Source organism: Leptospiraceae bacterium, from assembly GCA_024233835.1.
Taxonomy (GTDB): Bacteria; Spirochaetota; Leptospiria; order Leptospirales; family Leptospiraceae; genus JACKPC01.
Genome location: JACKPC010000001.1, coordinates 943,319 through 964,430, shown reverse-complemented (window position 1 = coordinate 964,430; position 21,112 = coordinate 943,319). Strand labels below are relative to the sequence as shown.

Genomic DNA, 21,112 nt, shown 5'->3' with positions numbered 1-21,112 from the left:
AGTAGAATAATTTTCGAGCAAAGTAGAAAAAGTATTTCTTATGATATTTAAGAACTTACAGCGAGAGAAAAAAAATTGCTAATTAAAGCCCCGTTCATAAGTTATCCTTAAAGGTGTAATGCCTGTTCACCGGGGAGATAAATTGTAATGTCAAAGAATTTTGTATTAGACTATATTCACGAAAAAGTAAAAGAAACGAAAGAGAAACATGCAAAAAAACCGCAGGCGCCAATTATTACAATTTCCAGAGAATTTGGTTGTCCGGGAGTACCTCTTGGAAACGAACTGCAAAAAGCCCTTCAGGGAAAGAAATTGAAATTCAGTTCCTCAAGCGAATGGGAAGTTTTAGATAAAGAAATTATTACTTCTGCTGCTAAAGAATTGGATTTGCCGGCTAACCTTGCTGAAAAATATTTTCGTGCAGAACATTCTAATAATCCCTTGGAGAATTTGTTCCGCTCGATTTCCGACCACTATCTACCCTCTGATCTGGAAATCAAGAAGAAGGTAGCAGAAATTATCCTGACTATGGCTGATAAAGGCAATGTGATTATTCTCGGTCGTGCGGGAGCCATGCTAACCCATGAAATGGACAATTCTTTCCATGTAAAACTTTACGCTCCTCCGGAATGGCGAGCCCAACAGATCATGAAAATGAAAAACGTTTCTGAAAAAGAAGCTATGAACCTGGTAAAAATGGTGGATAGAGAAAGGGTATATATTCGTAAGTTTTTTGCAGGAGAACAGCAATCGGACGATTTCTTTAATGTTACCTATAATTGTGACAGGATGAACATTGAAGAAATTACCTCTTCTGTAGTTCACATCCTCGAAAAAAAAGGTTTCTTTGAGTAAAAACACTCCCTCGTCGGGACATCCGAAGGGTCTGTCTAAAAAGCGGTCGATGACTTTTTAGACGGCCCCTTATTTCCGCTCATTGTCTATTGAAAATTATCAATGGTCCATCAGCTTCTTCAATCGTTCAATTTCCTGAAGTAGGGCTTCATTCTGTTTTAAGGCCTGTTCCTTTGCCTGACGTTCCTTCTCAACCTTTTCAGATAGAGTTTCGATACGTCTTTGCTGCTCTGTCATTTCATCGAGAATACTGTCTTCTATGTCCATCTTTTTGCGGACTTCCGGTTCTTCGATAGCCTTGTGCAGCTGACGAATCAGGGAATGGTATTTTTCCGGATAACTCTCTTCCCGAATACTTAAAATGTGGTGTTCCCTATCTATAGCCGTGCTCTGGTCAAAGATACTGAGGAGAGTTTCCAGTTCATTACGTCGTTTTTGACTTAAGGAAGGAATTTGTACAATATAGCTATCATGACTCAGACTTTCAATAAAGCTTTCTTTCTTTTCGATCTTCTCTCCTGTTACCAGGTCCCGAATGTCCCGTCTGACATGAATCACACTGGCTTCGGTATGGTCAAGTTTATGACCAAGAAAATAAATGCTGATGATAGGAAGTCCTACTTTTCGAGGATGGCCTTTGATGCTTACTTCCTGAGTGTTTTCTTTGTCTGAGTATTGACTACCTAAATAGGTACGAAACCGCATGATGTCTGTGGCGAACTTCGCTTTCTGGATTTCTATCAGGACAATCCTATAACCCTCTTCTGTCCTGATTTTCGCCTTGAAATCGAGTCGATAAACCGTGAAGGAATAGGCAGAAGCGGTCTTTTCCTTCAGCTTCTCGGCTATGGATTCGGAGGTAAACTCATTATAGGAAAAGTCCAGATCCTCAATTTCTTCATCGATGATGGAAGATATGAGTAGCTTTGCTATTTTCTTATCTTCTAAAAGATAGCGAAAAACTACATCATAGATAGGATTGGCAATCTGCATAATGGTCAAATTTACCACTTCACCAAGAAAAGAAAAGCAGAAATTGCCCACCTGCAGCCGGGTTTATGCTTCGACTTCTTTCGCAGCACTATCACCGGCTTCAAGAAAGCCTGACTTAAAAACGAACGATGGGTCGACTTCCTATCTGATAAACATTAAATCCGATTTCGCTCATTTCCTTTTTATCCAGCATAATCCTTCCATCAAAGAGAAAAGCCGGTTTTTCCATGGACTCATAAATTCTCTTATAATCCAGAGTTTTATACTGCTTCCAATGGGTGTTAATGATAATGGCATGAGCTCCTCTGGCTGCTTCATAAGGATCTTCCGTATAAACTACATCATCATCAATTCCTCGCATATCGAAACGGGCATTATCCAGGGCTTCCGGGTCTGTGATATGCAAAATAGCCTTTTCTTCTAAGAGTTTTTTGCAGATAAGAATGGCAGGTGAATCACGGGTATCATTTGTATCCGGTTTAAAAGCAAAGCCAAAGATGGCGAGTTTCTTGCCGGAAATTGTATTAAACTGGCTTTCGATAATTAATTTCACGAAACGCTTCATCTGGTATTCGTTCATGTCCACGACACTTTTCCAGTAAGCGGCTATTTCAGGCAAGCCCTGCTGAGTACAGATATATACAAGATTTAAAATATCTTTTTTAAAACAGGAACCTCCAAAACCCACACCGGCTTCCAAAAACCGCTTTCCTATCCTCTCGTCCATTCCCACAGCTTTGCTAATCTCTTTTATCTGTGCGTTGGTACTCTCACAGAGAGCAGAAATAGAGTTAATCGAAGAGACCCTCTGGGCCAGCATAGCGTTAGCCACCAATTTGGATAATTCACTACTCCAGACATTTGTCAGTAAGATATTTTCATCCGGAACCCAATTAGCATAAACAGCTTTCAAAGCTAAAGCCGCTTCTTTTCCTTCTTCCGTTTCTTCACAACCGATTAAAACTCGATTCGGATTTTCGAGATCCTGAATAGCCGTTCCCTCTGCCAGAAATTCCGGATTGGATAGAACCTGGAATCGTTTTCCACTATCCGAATGATTAATAATTCTGGATATAGCTTCTGCGGTTTTTACCGGAACCGTACTTTTTTCCACAATAATAGAACCACTTCGGGCATGTTTCAGAATATCTCTTGCTGCCAGTTCCCAGTAGCTTAAGTCGGAAGCCATTCCGCTTCCTTCTCCATAGACCTTAGTAGGAGTGTTCACACTGACAAAAATGATATCTGCTTCTGAAAAAAGCTCCGGATGAATCAACTCAAAAAAAAGATTCCTTCCCCTATTGCGAAAGACAATTTCCGAAAGTCCGGGCTCAAAAATAGGAAGTTCGTCTGAGTTCCACTGGGCTATCCTTTCCTTACTCAGGTCGGCTACCACCACCTTGATGTGCTTACACTTATCTGCAATCACCGCCATTGTTGGACCACCAACATAACCCGCACCGATACAGAGAACGTTCTTAATTTCCATAGTTTTTCCTTGTCTTTATGTTTTACATGAGGGGTTTAGAAATGGGTAGGATAGGAACCGGACCTGCCGGAGAAAGAAAAACTTTGCAGGCCCGATGATGAAAGGAAGAAAATTTTGCTTAGCCGAAGAACCTCTTATCAACGTCTTCCGGAAGTTTTTCTCCTGTAACTTTTGCTTTCTGAACCAGTTCCCAGAAATATCTGTAAGTTGCTCTATCGTGTAACTCACCATCATGTTGGATGGGACCCCAATCAGCATCCTGAGCTTTAATCAAAATATCACAAGCTTTTTTTACTTCGCTTAAATCGGGTGACATTGCATCTACAATAGCCTGAACCTGGGTAGGATAGATAGACCACATACGTTGAAAACCAAATTCCTTATGGGCTCTTCTGGCATCTGAATAGGTCTGATAAGCATTTTTTAAGTCAAGAGTTACGTTATGTGCGGGAACTACACCGTTACCGAGAGCAGCTGCCACCATATTAGCTTTTGCATTTCTTAGAAGAACGTGATCAAACTGGCCGGGGCTTTTCATGCAGGAGTTCGGAATAGCACCATGATGACCTGAAATAAAGTCCATCAGACCGAAGTCCAGAACCTGTAACCAGGGAAGTGCTGCAATTTCTTCAACATCAGCAAGGGCTCCGTGTGTTTCAATCAAAACGTGGATCGGAATTTCTCTTTTAATGCCATTCTTTTTGCAAGATTCCTGGATGTATCCTATCATCTCTTTTACCTGGGATGCTTTTGTAGGCTTGGGAATGGTAATATACGCCATTACATTTCCTGCACCGGGAACAATAATATCTACATCTTGCTTCCAGTACTGGTTGGTATAGTCGTGAATCCGGATACCTGCCATTTTATGCTGGTTGAGCTCTGAATTTTGCATCCGCACAACCATTTCCGCATGTTCTTTCTCTTTCCCTGTCTGGGCACCATCCTCACAATCCATAGTGATGTCAAAAAGGCCACCCATTTTATTCTGGAGTTCAAATGCCTTCGTGATGAGTTTTTCAGAACCTGCAAAGTGCTCGCACACAGGAATAATAGGGTAAGGTTTCTCACCGGAAAAAAGCGCTTCTTTTGGATGTTTTAAGTTTGCCATGGTATGTTTTCCTAGTCTGTTTGTTTGATATGGAAGTTTATCCCGTCCTGGGAATTAATAATGAACACTTCAATAGTATAAGCCATATTGGTAAATAAAAAAACTTGGATTCCCCCCCTCTCAAAAGACTGGGAAATATCAGTATTTAAGCCTGAAGAAGTTTAAGAATTACAGCTTTTTGTGCATCCAGTCTATTTTCCGACTGGGGGAATATAATAGAGCGCTCTGATTCTACCATTTCCCTTGTAATTTCATAACCGGAATGAATAGGCATATCATGCATGATTTTTGCTTTTGAACCGCTCATCAGCTCTTTATTGATCTGGAATGGCATCATAAGTTCGATACGTTTTTCTTTTTCTTCCTGATAGGCCGGATCATTGAAAAACTCCATATTCACCCAGGTGTCCGTGTACACATACTCTGCATCTCTGACGGCTTTTTTAGGATTAGATTCCCAACTCAAAGTCCCTTTTTCTTCCGCTCTCTTTATCAGGTTTCTGTCAATCGACTCCTCTTCGGCAATAGGAGTAACCAGTGTCAGGTGAAGTCCTATGGCAGAAGTAATGCCAATAAGAGAATTTACTACATTATTATGAACCCCTATGTAACAAAGATGAGCTCCTTCAGCTTTTCCCCTATCGAGGTGAATGGTTAAAATATCTGCCAGCGATTGGCAGGGATGATATCTATCGCAACAACCATTAATTACCGGCACCAGAGAACCCTTCTTTAGAAGTAAGAGGTCTTCATGCTTTTTCATCCGGGCCATAATGAGAGCTACATTTCTCGACAGATAATGAGCTTCGAGGTCAATATCCGAAAGCTGGAAGTTTGATTTTAACCAGTCAAGATAGATGGCATGTCCTCCCATTTCCGTCATCCCGGCTTCAAAAGAAACTCGTGTGCGTGTTGAGGTTTTTTGAAAAAGCATAGCCAGAGTTCTACCGGCCATGTGACCTGAAAAAAGTACCCTGTTATTCTTTACATAAACAGCATAATCTAATAGTTCCCGGATTTCACTATCAGTCCAGTCATTCCAGGAAATAAGGTGTTTTATTGGTTTTTCTGTATTCATGATATTTTAAGTGTCTATAAAGTAAATAAACAGGGGAAGCCCCTGTTTATAATTGAAAACGAATAGAAATCCGCTTCTTTTTCCTACAAATTTAGAATGGTTTATAGAATCGAGGTCTTATTCTTCATCCTCTTCATCAGCAAAAAGGTTATTCAGACTATCGAGAAGCACTTCCGCTTCTACCCCGTATCCCTGGCAAACCTGTTCAATGGTTTCAAACTCATTAATTGAACAATGGGAACAACCCCCTAAATGATAACTGGAAAAAACAAGTCCAGCTTCCGGGTGCAGGGCAATTGCATCTCCTACAGTCATTTCCTTATAAAACCTTTGCTTTGTTGCGTCCATAAAAGCCTCCTATAAATGCTTAGACGGTAGAGATATATAGCAGAATGCAGATAGTTTCCCTGTAAAGGATTTTTTGTACTAAAAAAAAATCTCTCTTATAAACTTTCTTTTTTCTTGAATATTCTTAAATCCGGATATATCATAAAAGGATATGATCGATGAGATTCCGGAAGAACTCCTCAGCAGAACTCCTCTTTTAAAACCTGAATGGGTAGCTATTTTTAAGAAAATAAAAGAGCACCCGGATTCGCCTGCCTGGAATACTTCTTGCGGAGACAGAATTGCATCCTCAGATTTACCGTTTATTTATAATTTTAAAAAAGACTTATACAACAGGAGAAGCCCTTCCTTCTATCCAGAGGATAGCCTTCTCATCCATCTTTCTTCCTTAAGAAATCGAGTTTTACATTTTCAGGATGCTTTGCAAAATCTCAGACTCGAGAAAGATTTTTTTAAAATTCCTCCTATGAGCCGAAACGACCTCACCGGTACACTGGAACGAATTGTACCTTTTGATGCAGACCTTCAAAGACTAATCGTAAATCCTACCTCAGGAACAAGTGGTCATATTATCCAGGCTCCCAATCACCCGAAAGCAGTCGGCTGTTATGATATTATGCTACAGTACGTCTTATCCCGCTATGGCATAGATTGGCAGGATAGTAAAAATGGACTGGCTTGTATTTTGTTATGCTTTCAAGAAAAAACCATTACGTATGCGACAGTTCATAGTCTCTGGGATGGAGCAGGTTATGCAAAGATCAACTTGAAAGATAGCCGGACATGGAGAAAGTCTTCCGCTCCAAATGCTTTTATACGGGAAATGAAACCTCTCATTCTTGCGGGGGACCCCATTTCTTTTTCAGCTTATCTGGAAAATGGCTTTTCTTATTCTCCGCGAGCCTTTTTATCTACAGCCCTGAAAATGAGTCCTGCTTTACGGAAAGAACTGGAAGCAGTTTATCATGCCCCGGTTATAGAACTTTATTCTTTAAATGAAACCGGCCCTATAGCTTACTCCTGCCCTCAGAACCCTGAAGTCCTTCACCAGCTTCCTATGGATATATACATAGAAACCATCGCAGAAAGTGCTGAATTTGGGGATGGAATTGGAGAAATCACCCTGAGTGGCGGACGGAACCCCTATCTTCCCCTACTCCGTTATAAAACAGGTGATTCAGCCTTACTTGATCGCAGTTCCTGTGCATGTGGAGAACTCTCTCTGCAAATAAAACACCTCGAAGGAAGAAAATTTGTTTTATTTAAAAATCAATCCGGCCAATTTATAAATCCCATTGATATTTCAAGAATCGTTCGAAACTATCCTATGATTCAGCATAGAATGCTTCAAAAGAAGGATGGTAGTTTTGTCCTGGAAATTTTGCCACTGGGCGAGGATACAGAAAGCTTTTTCTTAGGTTTAAGAGAAGAACTTTTAGCTGTGCTGGGAAAAAAGGAAAAACTGGAAATTATCTTTAATATGAAACTGGGAGAAGATAAAAAAGTAATTCCTTACGAGATTGAAGAATAAATTAGATTTTATGGCGAATCAGGTTTTCTGAAATTCTTACATTCACATCATTTCTGGCACATTCTGTAGCTACACGGATAGCATTCATAGTGGCAAGATCATCCGAGGAACCATGTCCGATAACACAGATACCATTGACACCTAAAAGCATAGCCCCGCCGTATTCGTGGTAGTCCAGTCTTTTTCTCATGGCTTCCAGGGTAGGTTTTAAAAGCAAAGCCCCGGTTTTAGCCAGACTTGAATCTTCAATATTCTTTTTAAATAAGGTAAAAAAAGACTTGGCCAGACCTTCTGTAGCTTTCAGGACAATGTTTCCGACAAAACCATCACAAATCACTACATCCACTTCTTTACCTTCCCCGTACAGGTCTCTTCCTTCGATATTGCCTACAAAGTTAACAGAAAGTTTTTTCAAGATTTCAAAAGTCTTGAGACTTAATGCACAACCTTTTTTATCTTCCTCACCATTTGATAAAATACCAATTTTAGGGTTTTTCACTCCAAAAATTTCTCGGACATAAACCTCTCCCATAATAGCAAATTGGGCTAAAAATTCAGGCTTACAGTCTACATTGGCCCCTGCATCAAGGAGTAGAATAGGACTCCCCTCTCTCTGGGGAATAGGAGCGGCTATGGGAGGACGGAGTACGCCTGTGATTCGACCGAGATAGAGAAGTGCTGCAGCCATAGTAGCACCGGTATTCCCGGGCGAAAAAAGGCCTACACATTCGCGATTGGCTACAAGCTTGATAGCCTGTACAATGGATGATTCGGGCATCGAACGCACAGATACAGCCGGAGAATCGTCCATAGTGATGATATCCGGCGCATGTACAATCGAAACCCTTGACGAGTCATATTCTAAGCCTAATAAAGTTTCAATGATTAATTCTTCATTACCAACGAGTACAACTGAAGAGCGGAAATTGTTAACAGCATCTATCGAGCCCCTGATAATAGGCTCAGGCCCGAAATCGCCGCTCATAACGTCTACGGCGACCCACATACTAATTATTCTTCAGTTTTCGGCTTTTTTTCCTTGGGAGCCACTTCTAACTTATTCTTATAGTGACCGCAAGCCGGACACACCCTATGAGGTAAAATGAAGGAACCGCAACTACTGCATGGAACTAAATTAGGCTTCCCTATAGCGTGGTGAGATCTTTTTGATCTTACTTTTGATTTTGATTTGCGTCTTTTGGGAGCTGCCATTGATTAATCCTCTTCTAGTTTAAAAAACCTTTAAGATTTAGTCATACTTTTACATAATCCCTATTCCTCAAGCAATTTATTGTACCGAAAATTATTTTTTCAAATAGATGAATCCGCTGCTTTTTTATGATTTTTTCAGTAAATCCGAACAGAATAAAAGAATAGAAATTATGCCAGCCTTCGATATTCTTGCTATATACTATGAAGCTTTTTCTTAGCCTTTTCCTTCCATTCACATTGCTCTTTGCGAATGTTTTTATTTATTTCTATACTTCCCAAAAAATTCAAGCTTATACGAAAAACCCTCCTTTTTTAACCTACGATTTGAGTCATTCGAATCGAATCAATCGTCTTTCATCAGTAAATCATCTTTTGGATAGAAACCCTACAAGCCTCTGGATTAAAGAAAGAGATAGAGGGGAAAAAGATGAGTTCGATCTTATCCTCGAACTTCGCTTAAGTCATTTTTATAAACAGGGTCGTTTTTTACCCAAACAATATAAGCATTTAATTATAGAATCCTGCGAAGAAGTAAGTCCTGATACACAGATTGATATAGAATTGTTTACACATGAAGCCATCAACGTTGATAGGGTTTTAAGGTTGCCTTTAGAGAAAGTTCTAAAGACTTTTTCAGAAAAGTTAAAACCAAAGATAGAATTAGATGTATCTGAAGTCTTGCAGTTTTCAGAAAGTACGAATTATCCGGACAATATTTATATTATAGGAGTAAAAGTCAGGGTTCCTGCCATAGCCGGGAAACTAAAACCCTGCCTTTCCGAAATTTATCTTGAAGAATGAGGAGTTTATGAATTTACAAAAGAAAAGCAATGTAGATACAGCCAAACAGGTTTTGCTTGTAATTTTAGATGGCGTTGGTTATACCGAAAAGGGTGTAGAGTTTGGAAATGCTGTAGCAAAAGCCGATATGCCCGTATTAAAATCGCTCTGGGCTAAGGAACCTACCATACAAATCAAGGCACACGGAACGGCTGTAGGAATGCCGAGCGATGATGATATGGGTAATTCTGAAGTCGGACATAATGTTCTCGGTTGCGGAAGGGTTTTTAGTCAGGGAGCCAAATTGGTGAATCAGTCTCTTGCATCAAAAGATATGTTTCACGCTGAAACCTGGAAAGCACTGGTTGAAAATTGTAAAATAAAAAGAAGTACCCTGCATTTTATCGGCCTACTTTCAGATGGCAATGTCCATAGCCACATTTCTCACTTAAAACAGATGATTGAGCAGGCAAAAAAGGAGGGAGTGGGAACTGTTCGCATCCACGCTCTTTTGGATGGACGTGATGTACCGGAAAAGTCTGCTTTAGAATACACAGAACCTTTTGAAGAATTCCTAACTTCTTTAAGAGATGAAAACTTTGATGCAAAAATCGCCTCCGGTGGAGGTAGAATGACAATTACTATGGATCGCTATGAAGCCGATTGGCAGATGGTAAAACGAGGTTGGGATATCCACGTTCGCGGTGAGGGAAGGCAATACGGTAGTATTAAAGAAGCTATAGAAGCCCTGCGAAAAGAAGACCCAAAAGTGATTGATCAGTATCTTCCCGGTTTTGTAATTTCCGAGAACGATAAACCACTTGGAAAAATTGTTGATGGGGATTCAGTAATCTTTTTCAACTTCAGGGGAGATAGGGCTATTGAACTTTCTATGGCATTTTCCTACGAGGATTTTGATAAATTCGACAGGGGTAAAAAACCGGATGTTGTATATGCAGGAATGATGCAATATGACGGAGACTTAAAATTACCCGAAAAGTTTTTAGTTTCTCCACCTGCTATAGATAGAACCATCAGCGAATACCTGGCTAAAGCCGGCATAAAACAATATGCAATTTCTGAAACCCAAAAATACGGACACGTCACCTATTTCTGGAATGGAAACCGCTCCGGATATTTTGATAAAAATTTGGAAGCGTATAAGGAAATTCCTTCTGACATTATTCCTTTTGACCAGGCTCCGAAAATGAAAGCCGCTGAGATAACCGAAGAACTTATAAAGGCAGTAGAAAGTCAAGAGTACCCGTTTCTTCGAGTCAACTATGCCAATGGAGATATGGTAGGTCATACAGGGAACTTCGATGCCACTGTTGCCAGTATGGAGTTTTTAGATACCTGTTTAGTAAAACTTATGGAGAGTGCAAAGAAAACAGAAACAGTTGTTCTTATAACAGCCGACCACGGAAACTCTGATGAGATGTACCAACTCGATAAGAAAGGGAATGCAATGTATGATAGCAAGGGAAATCCGGTTCCAAAAACCAGTCATACCTTAAATCCTGTAAACCTGATGCTTTTTGACCCTGTAAAAAGATGGAACTTAAAAAAAGATAAAGAGGCCGGACTCGGAAATATTGCGGCTACTATCCTTGAACTTTTGGGTTACGAAGCTCCGGAAGGTTATCTACCTTCATTATTAGAAAAAGCTTAAGAGAAAAGCTACCCGATGACGTGGCTTTTCCCCGGGTAGCCGTAAGTATAGGGCAGGGCCTTTTTTCCCGGTCGGATGCGATAGCTCGTACCGAAGCATAGCGTCCGGCTGAATGGGGAACAAAGCAGAGAAAGGGGAAATCTACACAAATGAGACTACAGATAACTATATTTCTACTAATAGCTTCTATTTTCCCCTTATTAGGGCGGGAGATTCATCTGAAAATTCAATTTATGAATATAGAAGACTCGAATCTGGATCTAAAACATAATATTCTAATAGAACCGGTTTACAGAGAAACAAGACACATTCCTTTCCTTACCTACGAAACCTCAAGGGGTTCTCACGGAATGCCGGGGACTCCCCTTCCCAGGGAAGAAAAGAAAATAAGATTCGAAACACTTATAAAGAAAGATAGTTCTGCCATTTTAGAAATTCTTAATTTGTCAGATTCTATTCCCTCACTCGGAGGATATAAATTAAAAAAAATATTATTTGAATATGAATACCAAAAAACTCAATCGAAACAGATTGAGATTGAGTTTCCGGATAAAAATGAAAAAGATAAATTATTAGAAGATAAAGGATTAAGAATTTATCACGCATTCAATAAGCAAAGCTTTTTTATCAATAAGTATCCGGGATTCCTGAAACATCTTTATATTCAAATCGATTGCACCGACTTTGTTCCCATTGAAATGAATAAGGGAGACTATTACTGGGGAAAGCATAATTACAAATATAAGGAAATTAAGGATAATATATATACCTATGAACGAAATTCTGAAACTATCAAAATACAGGATAAGGAGTATCTGAGTTACATAAAACAATTAAAAGAAAATAAAGAATATCACTTCTATTTTCGAATCCATAATAGACAAGCGGAAGGCTTTGAATATATAATTTTAGATAAAAAGGAATTTTTAAAATTTCCTACAAATAACAGTCCTTATATATCAAACTCAGACTGGCTTACATTAAAACAAAAAGATTTAAGCAAAGAGTTAAACCATATTAATTCTGAGATAATTGATGCAGATTCAGAAATGGATAAATACGGATACGAAAGAGTTGTGCATACAAAACTTGTTTTTAAAAATGAAAAAACAAAAGCCCGTGTATTTTTAATAAAAGCAAAAACCCATACAAATTTCAATGGATACTATACTGTTATCCTTGACTAATCCTGTATTTTACTTTCAGTTCTCTGCGTTTTTTCTCATATATTGAACAAAAATTTTCATTGGGTGGCACCACCTTTTATCCAACAATAAATGGCATCGTTCAATATTTGAGTAGTAGCTTTATGCATTCGTCCGTTAGGAATTACAACAAGATATAAGATACTATTTTCGGGGTCTCCAATTTCAGAAAAATTTATAACTGATTTATAATCAGAAATATCCAGATCACCCCTATAAAGACTGTTATTGTGGCAACTTCCGCACTGTGTTATTGAACCAGCACTCGCTAAGGAACTAAACGAAGGTTTCGAATCTGGACAATTTCCAGATGCTTTTCCTATTTCAATAGGAGATACGGAAACTTGTTCTGTATCAGAAATTTGTTTTAACAAATACATAACTACTTGTGCCTGAGTATTAAGTTTGCTTGTTTTTTCCATATCCGTTTGCCCTGTACAGCCATAAGAAAGAAGGATAGCCAAAAAAGAATAAACGAAAAATTCTAAAAACCAAAAGATCAACTTTAGCATTTTGTAATTATTTCCCTGTTATATTACAAGCTTATTAAGAAGTTATGAAATTAAAAAAATATTAACTACTCAGCTATTCTTTATAGAAAATGCTCTATTTTCAGCCGGACGCTGTGCTTCGGCTTACGCTCAGCAACTACATCCGGCTGGGAAAAAGGGCGCCGGCTGAGCGTGCTTCGACTCGCCGTTGGCTCGCTCAGTAACCGGATAAGTCGAAGCCAAGCGCGAAGTATCGCCCGTCGCCTAAAATGGAAAAACTATTGTGCAAATACCGGGTTTTAAAATTATCATGAATAATCATGATAGATAGATATAGTAACCCGGAAATAGCTAAAATCTGGACTTTAGAGAATAAGTTCTTGATCTGGAAAGACATCGAAATTCTCGCCTGTGAAGCAAGGATGAAGAAAGGCGAGGTTCCGGAAGCTGATTTTGAGGAAATCAAGACCAGGGCAAACTTCAAAGTGGAAGAAATATTAGAACTTGAAAGTACCCTGCATCACGATGTAATTGCATTTTTAACAAATATGGCCTCCTATATCGGCCCTGCTTCCCGTCACGTTCATTATGGCCTCACTTCTTCTGACATTGGAGATACTGCCCTCTGTGTGCAAATGAAACAGGCAATGGATTTGATAATCAAGAAGACCGAAGTCCTTTTAGAGACTACAAAAGGAAATGCCATCAAGTATAAAGACCTCGCCTGTATAGGAAGAAGCCATGGAATTCATGCTGAGCCTATGACTCTCGGTTTAAAATTTGCTTTGTTTTATTCGGAAATGCAGAGAAACCTCGAAAGAATGAAGCAGGCCAGAGAAGAAATATCTGTAGGAAAATTTTCAGGGGCCGTGGGAACCTTTTCCAACATTGAGCCTGATCTGGAAGCTTTCGTTTGTGAAAAACTAGGTCTTAAACCCGATCCCATTACTACCCAGGTCATCACCCGTGACCGTCATGCCTTCTATATGAGTGTTTTGGGAATTACAGCTTCCAGCCTCGATAGGATGGCAACCGAAATTCGTTTACTCCAAAAAACCGAAGGAAGAGAAGTGGAAGAACCCTTTGCAAAAGGTCAAAAGGGTTCTTCAGCTATGCCTCATAAGAGAAACCCGGTAGTCTGTGAAAGAATTTCCGGTATAGCCAGGGTAATACGTTCCAATGTCTCTGTTGCTTTTCAAAATATGCCTCTCTGGCATGAAAGGGATATTTCCCACTCCTCTGCTGAAAGAATTGTTTTACCTGATTCTACGATTGCACTGGAATACATACTCGACAAGATGAATTTTGTATTAAAAGGTCTGCATGTTTATCCGGATGCCTGTGAAAGAGTAATCGGCACTACCAGGGGGCTATTCTTCTCCCAGAAAGCTATGCTGACTCTTATTGAAAAAGGAAAAATGAGCCGGGAAAAGTCGTATGAAATCATCCAGAAACATGCGATGAATGTCTGGGCAGATCCTAAAAAATCTCTTATGCAGGAGCTTTTACTGGATAAAGAAGTTCAGGAAGTAATTTCAAAAAATGAATTAGAATCTGTTTTCTCTGTAGAACCTTATCTTAGAAATATAGATTTTATCTATAAAAGACTCGGTCTTTTATGAGAGAATGATTTTTTAGTAAAGAATCATTCTCCGAAAAGTTACATGATTACACCATCGGGTATTGAGTTTGTTAGCAGGCATCGTATCCGATGGAATTTAAATAAGTGCTTGTAAGTAGGACGAATTGCTTTATCTCTTATTTTTATTTTTCTTCTTTTTCGGTCTGGGTTCTAATTTTTCCAGCCTTTCTCCCTATTTTCTCTCTAACTTTGAAGGTTCTGCCAAATGGCTTTTCTTTAGTATGCAAATTGCTCTTCCCCTCGGTAATTTTTTATCGGGCTGGCTATCCGATAGGGCCGGGAAAATCAGGGTCTTTCTTTTAATCGGTTCTTTTTGTGTAATTCCGGCTCAATTTTCTTTGTATTCTTTTCCGGATAGTTTTTTCCTTACCGCTATTTCTGCATTTTTCTTGCGATTTCTCCTGACTGCCAATTACCAATGGTTAAGTATTGCCGCTATAGAAAATTTGGGAGAACATAAATTCAGCCGTGTTCGTTCTGCCGGAACCATAGGTTTTTTACTCGTTCAGGCACTTTTATTCGTATTAACCACCCGGATAGGTGGAAAAGAGGCTGTATTAAACAGACCCGATGAAACAGGTAGACTCGGAAGTCTCTTTTTTTTATTCTGTCTACCCCTCGCATTTTTAATTCCTAAAAAAAGAAAAACAGCAAGACCTTTTCGATTTGGAGATGCAGTAAAGCTTTTACAAACAAAAGAGATTTCCTTTTTCTTTTCTGTTTCCTTTCTATATTATTTTGCCTATCAGGTTTCAGATAATTATCTCGGTAAGTTTTTACAGGTATCGGAAGGACTAAATTTTGTTTTTTTATCCTGGGTATTTGCGGTTATCTTAGAAATTCCTTTTTTATATTATCTCCCTTCTCTTATCCAGAAAAATGGAAATATTTCGATATTTTATCTTTCTCTTATATTTGGATTTATTCGATTTACTATCTTAGCTTTTGCTTGCTTTTATCCCTCGAAAACCTTATTTCTAACCGCGCAATTCCTGCATTCCATTCTTTTTGCCGGTTATTATATGGGAGCAATTTATTGGATTCGAAAACACAGTCCTCCGGAAATTTATGGTTCGGTCATAGGACTCTATACAGTATTTTCTCTCTCTTTCGGGGTTATGCTCGGAAACCTTTTTTATGGAAACCTCTTAGAAAAAAAAGTATCAGAAAGATTTATTTTTTTTATAAATCCGAATCCGAGTCTTAAGGCTTTACAACTTTCCAACTTTTTTAGCCTGTTTTTTTTAACCGCCAGCATTTTTCTTTTACTTCTTCTTGCTTTTTTTATATACAGAAGAAAGAATAAGACAGTATGAAATATCAAATACCTACATTCCTAAAAAGAAGTTTTTCTTCTGCTTTAAGAAACTCGAAAATTTTCTTTTTCATATTTCTACTCTTTCCCTATACAAGCTCTCTATCTGCCTTGCAAACAGATACCTGCAATAAAATACGAAAAGAATTGGAATTGTTAAAAATTGAAACGGATTTCCAAAATAGAAAAAAGCAGGCCGATTCCCTGTCCCGTCTAAAACGTAAAACTCCCGAAGAAGAGTTTAAAACCTGTGCCTGGAATTATCTGGGTGAAAATACAGAGCGTTTGTATTGGTTCGGTCTTTTTTTATTCGACCCTTATTATACGCAAAATCCGGATTATCGCTTTGCAGAAAAAGTTTTGCAAAAAGGGCTTACACTTTCTATAAAAGAAAACCAGCCGGGACAGGCGAGTTTCTATCACCTGATAGGACAAGTTTTCCTTCGAGAAGGAAAGAAGCAACAGGCGAAACCCTATTTTCAAAAAGCTTTTCAACTGGCTGAGAAAGAATACCCGGGAACGATTCCGGCTGTTGAAGAAGATTTTTACGAGAAGATTGAGAAACTGCTAAAATAGATTTTCCTTAAGGAGGAAGTAAGAGACAGTTCTCGTTTGACAATTCACAAATATTTGCATGTTTATACGGAAAGGTTCCTTTTCGTATATTAAAAAAGAAAAGCTCCGGCAGGCTAAAGAACATTCCCCTTCCTCCCTTTAGTAGATGTTTTCCCCGGTCAAAAGGAAAGCTAAGGGTTCCGTATACAGTTTGAAGTCCACCGGCAAGCAAATTAAAGCTCCCGAATACAGGTCGGAAAAATAATGTGTCGTCTGTAAAAAACAAGAAGAATGAATCCCGACTATGAAATTGATAGATACTCGAACTAATTGTATTTGACTCCTCTAAAAAAGTTTTCACTATACCAAGTTTTTTTCGAATTCTTTTTACTTCTTCTCTACGCAGGGATAGAATTTCTTTCGAGTCCAACAGAGGGTATTTTTTTTCTACTGAAGCAAAAGCATAAAAGGGAATAAAATTAAACTCTTCATTGGCTTTAATTTCATTTCCTATATAAGAACTATTGAATGTATTATTGATGACCCGAAATAGTTCGGTAGTGCAATTGGTTTGTAAGAGTCGGAAAGGATATTGCTCCTGTAAAATTTTTCTATAGCTATCATAGCGTTCTTTAGCCTCTCTTTTTTTTAAACCGAGATTCAGATCCTTTCTCAATCGTATCTTATGCTTAAAATGTTTATCCGGAAATGCACGATGATTTACCGGGTACAAAATCCCTCCCTGCTGCCCGATATATAAGAAACGATAGGCTTTATTGAATAATTCTTCTAATAGAAGGTAGCGATATATATGGATTTCTTCGGATGCACTGAAAACATCTAAAGCTTTTTGCAAATCCCCCGCCAACCTCGCTTTATGTGTCTTAAAAAGCTTTAACCATTCAGGATCAATAGGAAGTCCTGCTTCCCGGTTTGCTTCATACATGGGAAAAGTCAAATTTCGATTCTTTAAAGAAAGACAGGCTGCTCCAAAACGGGATAGGGCAATAAAAGCTCTTTCAGGGTCAGGATTTTTTGTCTGTATAGCTTCCTCGAATTCACTTTTCCAAATTTTTTTCCATTTGATAAAAAAAATTTTAATTTTTGCAAAATCAGTTATAGCTGTAAGATGAAGAAATGAATTTTCATTGTATTTTCTTTGACCGGAAAGAACAAGAAACAAGTGATAAAGCATGAGTTTTTGTTTTAAACTATACAGAGAAATCCCGGAAAGAGAAGGATAATGCAATTCATTCTTCTTCTGCGGGATAAAATTTGTTTCGTATGGAAATTCATCTAAGTCTTTTTGTATTTTGGAGAGCTCTAATGAAACGTTCTTACGATTGTAATTATGTCCGATCAATTCTTTCATACAGGCATCCGGCAATTCTTCTTCTATATATCCCACAGAAGGAAGTGAGAGTTCTGCCTGCTTTTCCTCCTCAGCTTTTGCAAAAAAAGTTTTTTCTTCTCTTAACCATTGAAGAATTTGAAGTTGTCTCTTTCTCGCAAGAAACAGACGATTGAATTCACTTTCAAGAAGAATATAGTCTCTATGTGAGGCCTCAATTCTGGCAGAATAGATATTTCGATTTTCAAGAACTCGATAAATTCTTTGGAAATCTTTCCATTTCTGTCTTTCGAGATGAAATATCCCATCCGGATGAAACTGAAAATGAAAAATTTTCTCTCCAAATTGAATGGCAGAATGCCCTCCGCTGGAATCACCTGTATTTGCATCTATATAAAGATAATGAAAGGCTCTTTTTTCTTCTGAAAAAACAGAAAAAGAAAAAATTAAAAATAGTACTATGTATTTATTCAGGCTATGTATAGAATGGGGATCAATCATTGTACTTCAGGAAAACTCTATTTAATGGATTGGTTAAAATTTTCGTATCATTCTCCTCCTCTTTTATATGATTCTATCATTGCTTTTCTGACTACCGGTTTTTTAATTTTTCGTAAAAACAAGACTCTTTCGACATACTGGCTGGCCGGTTTCTTCTTAGGAGACATGCTTCTTTTTACGGCTTATTTTGCTTCCTTTTCTATTTTTGCAGACTGGGGGGCTTTTCATCGTTATGTATCCTGCCTGGTAATGTTTGGCAATGCCTCTCTGGTAGCCTTTTCCTATTACTATCCGAAAACTGAAAGACCCAGGGAAGCCTTTGTGGTCACCCTCCTTTCTTTCCTGGTAGCAAGTCTCGCTTACGTTCATTTCATCTGGAACACCTGGAAAATGGAGAAGATCTATAGTTTTGAAGCTCAAATCTATACCTTTGATTTTGGTGAAGAGGTAGGACTTGTCATCATGCTTCTCTTTCTTTTGGCCCTTATCAATCTCTTACGAAAAACGGTAAGATATTCCGGTTACGAGGGAAGATTTTCTTCTTTACTACGAAGACCCGTATCTATCTTTTCCTTGCAATATCCGCGTTTTCTCTTTGGAAAATTTTTAGTCGGACTTATAAAAATCATCAAGCCGGTAGGAAAAGAAGCTGAGGCGGTTCGTGGTTTTGCTATCCCGGTTTTTGCTCATATTCTCGTAGCTCTATTAAATGTTTTTGTGAAAACAGACCGCATTTCTTATGAGCTCTACTCCTTCTTATTTGCAACGAGTACCATGTTCATACTTTATAATATGGGTACGGTCTACATCAATAATTCAACCGAGCCTACTACTTTCAGGGTAAAGCTGGTGGGAATCAGCCTCGGAACCATTCTCTTTTTTATTGGTATTGTAGGAAATTTAACCCTCTACGCTTTAGAAAAAGACTACGATGAAAAACGTCTTTTAGAACTCGGAATGCTAAAGAATAGCATTCAGGCGGGTAACTTTGACCGAATGGGAAAAAATGTAAAATATGTTTTATCCAGTTCTGACTTAGAAGGTAGATACAAAAAAAGTTACACTATCTTATTTGAAGGAGAACATGGCTTTACACCGGAAGAATTACTGCAAAGTGAAGCCAAAGAAATCGCATTTAAAACCAGGCATCTAATTCCCAAATTAAAGAAAAAACTTTTAGGTTTATCTACAGAAGAATTAGAAAAAATCGCTTTTGATAGTTTAAATGCCATTACCATACAAAATGAAAAGCGTAGTTTTAGAAAAGTTGGAGACCGCTTATATACCGCTTATCGTTTTGAAGCCAATGAAAAAGTCTATGAAATAGGTTTTGACTATTCTCAGTATAGAAGTTATATCCATGATATATCGAAGTTACTAATAGCCACTATGCTTGCTGCTACTATACTAATTTTGATATTTTATCCTCTTCTCTTTTCGGCAAGTCTTGTCAAACCTCTCGATGCCCTTCTGGAAGGGGTGCGCAGCGTAAATAAGGGTGTCTTAGAGATTGATATTCCCATTAGGGTTCAGGATGAGATAGGTTATTTATCCCGATCCTTCAACCGAATGGTGAAATCGATCCGTCTGGCCAAGGTAAAGTTGGAGGATTATGCCAATAACCTTGAGCATAAAGTACAGGATAGAACGAAAGAAGTTCAGGCCCGCATGGAAGAAATAAAAGCTTTAAAAGAGCATCAGGATGGAGATTATTTTTTAACGTCTCTATTAACCAAACCTCTTTTCATCAATTCGAATAAATCGGAAAATGTTCTCACTACATTTTTTATTAAACAAAAAAAGCAGTTCGTCTTTCGGAATAGACAGGGAGAATTGGGTGGAGACCTCTGCGTTACGGGAAATTTAAGGTTAGGAAAAGAATACAGCTATAAGCGTTATATTATGGCAGTAAACGCAGACGCTATGGGCAAGTCCATGCAGGGAGCAGGTGGTGCCCTGGTGATGGGGGTTGTGATTAATTCAATTATGGCCCGCTCGGCTGCGAATAATAGGATTCTGGATAAAACACCGGAAGAGTGGTTAAAAGACACCTATAATGAAATCCACTCTATTTTTAAATCCTTTGATGGAAGTATGGTAATCTCTGCCACACTTTTTCTCATCAGTGAAGAAACCGGGAAATCCTATTTTATCAATGCAGAACACCCCTTTACTATTTTGTACAGGGACGAGAAAGCCGAGTTTATTGATGATACCATTTATATACGAAAACTCGGCCTTGATATAAACAATGAATTTTTAATCCAGGAGTTTCAATTCAAGAAAGGAGATGTTGTTTTTCTGGGTTCGGACGGAAGGGATGATATCCGACTGGATATAGATTCTCGCTTGATAAATGAAGATGAAACTTTAGTTCTGAAACATGTAGAGAAAGCAAAAGGAGATTTAGATCTTCTCATTACCGAAATTGAAAAAGCTGGTGAAATCACCGATGATTTATCCATACTACGAATTGAGTTCTTGCATCCGAAGGTAGAAGAAACATCAGAGGAGGATGTAATAACAACCTATGAACTCAGTTTAAACGAAAATTACGAAAAAGCCAAAGAATTAGTCCGTCAGGGAGATTTAGAAAATGCTAAATTATTATTAGAAAAGGAAAGTCCTTCCGGCATCAACAGTTTTAAAGTATATCGTCTCCTGGGTTTAATTTGTTTAAAACTCAAAGAACACGATACCTGCATTTCCTCTTTAAACCGGGCCCTTGAACAACAAGCCGATGATTTGGAAATCTGGTACTACTTATCTGTAGCATATAAACGTACAAAGGATTATGATAAATCTATAGAAACATCTTTAAAAGCTTTAGATTCGAAAGAGCATGAAATCCCGGTTCTTTTGAATCTCTGTGATTGCTATCGCCTAACCGGAAATACAACAAAAGCAGTAGAATACCTCGCTCTTCTGGATAAGAAGGATCCGGGTAATCCTCTCGCAGAAAAAATTCGTCAGAGGTTATAAG

18 protein-coding genes are annotated in these 21,112 nt (G+C 38.4%); 9 read left to right on the top strand and 9 right to left on the bottom strand.

Annotated features, from left to right (window positions below; translation table 11 throughout):
- The first annotated feature begins 147 nt into the window (after window positions 1–147).
- Window positions 148–855, top strand: a complete 708-nt coding sequence (locus H7A25_04440) for a cytidylate kinase-like family protein (protein ID MCP5499126.1) — start codon at window positions 148–150, stop codon at window positions 853–855.
- 99 nt (window positions 856–954) lie between these two features.
- On the opposite strand, the gene H7A25_04435 is transcribed toward H7A25_04440, so the two are convergent.
- The 5 genes from H7A25_04435 to H7A25_04415 all read right to left on the bottom strand — a co-directional run bounded on the left by H7A25_04435 (window position 955) and on the right by H7A25_04415 (window position 5,874).
- Window positions 955–1,857 (bottom strand): hypothetical protein, encoded by a 903-nt coding sequence (locus H7A25_04435; protein MCP5499125.1) that lies wholly within the window; start codon window positions 1,855–1,857, stop codon window positions 955–957.
- A 106-nt stretch (window positions 1,858–1,963) separates the two neighbouring features.
- On the bottom strand, window positions 1,964–3,337 hold the full coding sequence (locus H7A25_04430; protein MCP5499124.1) for a nucleotide sugar dehydrogenase: 1,374 nt from the start codon (window positions 3,335–3,337) through the stop codon (window positions 1,964–1,966).
- Between the two features lie 118 nt (window positions 3,338–3,455).
- Complete coding sequence (locus tag H7A25_04425; protein ID MCP5499123.1) at window positions 3,456–4,448, bottom strand: CoA ester lyase; 993 nt, start codon at window positions 4,446–4,448, stop codon at window positions 3,456–3,458.
- A 145-nt stretch (window positions 4,449–4,593) separates the two neighbouring features.
- Window positions 4,594–5,526 (bottom strand): ornithine carbamoyltransferase, encoded by a 933-nt coding sequence (locus H7A25_04420; GenBank protein MCP5499122.1) that lies wholly within the window; start codon window positions 5,524–5,526, stop codon window positions 4,594–4,596.
- 117 nt (window positions 5,527–5,643) lie between these two features.
- Window positions 5,644–5,874: a disulfide oxidoreductase gene (locus tag H7A25_04415; GenBank protein ID MCP5499121.1), complete on the bottom strand. Its 231-nt coding sequence runs from the start codon at window positions 5,872–5,874 to the stop codon at window positions 5,644–5,646.
- Between the two features lie 151 nt (window positions 5,875–6,025).
- Between H7A25_04415 and H7A25_04410 the strand changes: the two genes are divergently transcribed.
- A complete protein-coding gene (locus H7A25_04410) occupies window positions 6,026–7,405 on the top strand; it encodes a phenylacetate--CoA ligase family protein (protein MCP5499120.1) in 1,380 nt (459 codons plus the stop codon).
- Window position 7,406: 1 nt separating this feature from the next.
- Here H7A25_04410 and plsX read toward each other — a convergent pair whose 3' ends face one another.
- Window positions 7,407–8,411, bottom strand: a complete 1,005-nt coding sequence (plsX, locus tag H7A25_04405; GenBank protein MCP5499119.1) for a phosphate acyltransferase PlsX — start codon at window positions 8,409–8,411, stop codon at window positions 7,407–7,409.
- Between the two features lie 5 nt (window positions 8,412–8,416).
- Entirely contained in the window at window positions 8,417–8,617 is a 201-nt protein-coding gene (rpmF, locus tag H7A25_04400; GenBank protein MCP5499118.1) for a 50S ribosomal protein L32, read from the bottom strand.
- Window positions 8,618–8,818: 201 nt separating this feature from the next.
- Between rpmF and H7A25_04395 the strand changes: the two genes are divergently transcribed.
- The 3 genes from H7A25_04395 (at window position 8,819) to H7A25_04385 (ending at window position 12,256) form a co-directional block, all read left to right on the top strand.
- Window positions 8,819–9,418: a hypothetical protein gene (locus H7A25_04395; GenBank protein MCP5499117.1), complete on the top strand. Its 600-nt coding sequence runs from the start codon at window positions 8,819–8,821 to the stop codon at window positions 9,416–9,418.
- 7 nt (window positions 9,419–9,425) lie between these two features.
- A complete protein-coding gene (locus H7A25_04390) occupies window positions 9,426–11,069 on the top strand; it encodes a 2,3-bisphosphoglycerate-independent phosphoglycerate mutase (GenBank protein ID MCP5499116.1) in 1,644 nt (547 codons plus the stop codon).
- Window positions 11,070–11,218: 149 nt separating this feature from the next.
- Window positions 11,219–12,256, top strand: a complete 1,038-nt coding sequence (locus H7A25_04385; GenBank protein ID MCP5499115.1) for a hypothetical protein — start codon at window positions 11,219–11,221, stop codon at window positions 12,254–12,256.
- 56 nt (window positions 12,257–12,312) lie between these two features.
- Here the strand turns inward: H7A25_04385 and H7A25_04380 are convergent, their stop codons facing one another.
- Window positions 12,313–12,786: a hypothetical protein gene (locus H7A25_04380; GenBank protein MCP5499114.1), complete on the bottom strand. Its 474-nt coding sequence runs from the start codon at window positions 12,784–12,786 to the stop codon at window positions 12,313–12,315.
- A gap of 299 nt (window positions 12,787–13,085) precedes the next feature.
- On the opposite strand from H7A25_04380, the gene H7A25_04375 reads away from it, so the two are divergent.
- The 3 genes from H7A25_04375 (at window position 13,086) to H7A25_04365 (ending at window position 16,298) form a co-directional block, all read left to right on the top strand.
- On the top strand, window positions 13,086–14,387 hold the full coding sequence (locus H7A25_04375; GenBank protein ID MCP5499113.1) for an adenylosuccinate lyase: 1,302 nt from the start codon (window positions 13,086–13,088) through the stop codon (window positions 14,385–14,387).
- A gap of 124 nt (window positions 14,388–14,511) precedes the next feature.
- Window positions 14,512–15,723, top strand: a complete 1,212-nt coding sequence (locus H7A25_04370) for an MFS transporter (protein MCP5499112.1) — start codon at window positions 14,512–14,514, stop codon at window positions 15,721–15,723.
- Window positions 15,720–16,298, top strand: coding sequence for a tetratricopeptide repeat protein (locus H7A25_04365; GenBank protein MCP5499111.1), 579 nt, complete (start codon window positions 15,720–15,722; stop codon window positions 16,296–16,298). The genes H7A25_04370 and H7A25_04365 overlap by 4 nt, the downstream gene beginning before the upstream one ends.
- A 7-nt stretch (window positions 16,299–16,305) precedes the next feature.
- Here the strand turns inward: H7A25_04365 and H7A25_04360 are convergent, their stop codons facing one another.
- The gene (locus H7A25_04360; GenBank protein MCP5499110.1) at window positions 16,306–18,129 is read right to left on the bottom strand and encodes a hypothetical protein; all 1,824 of its coding nucleotides are present in this window, start codon (window positions 18,127–18,129) and stop codon (window positions 16,306–16,308) included.
- Between the two features lie 24 nt (window positions 18,130–18,153).
- Here H7A25_04360 and H7A25_04355 point away from each other — a divergent pair, with 24 nt between their 5' ends.
- Window positions 18,154–21,111: a SpoIIE family protein phosphatase gene (locus H7A25_04355; protein ID MCP5499109.1), complete on the top strand. Its 2,958-nt coding sequence runs from the start codon at window positions 18,154–18,156 to the stop codon at window positions 21,109–21,111.
- The last annotated feature ends 1 nt before the right edge of the window (window position 21,112 follow it).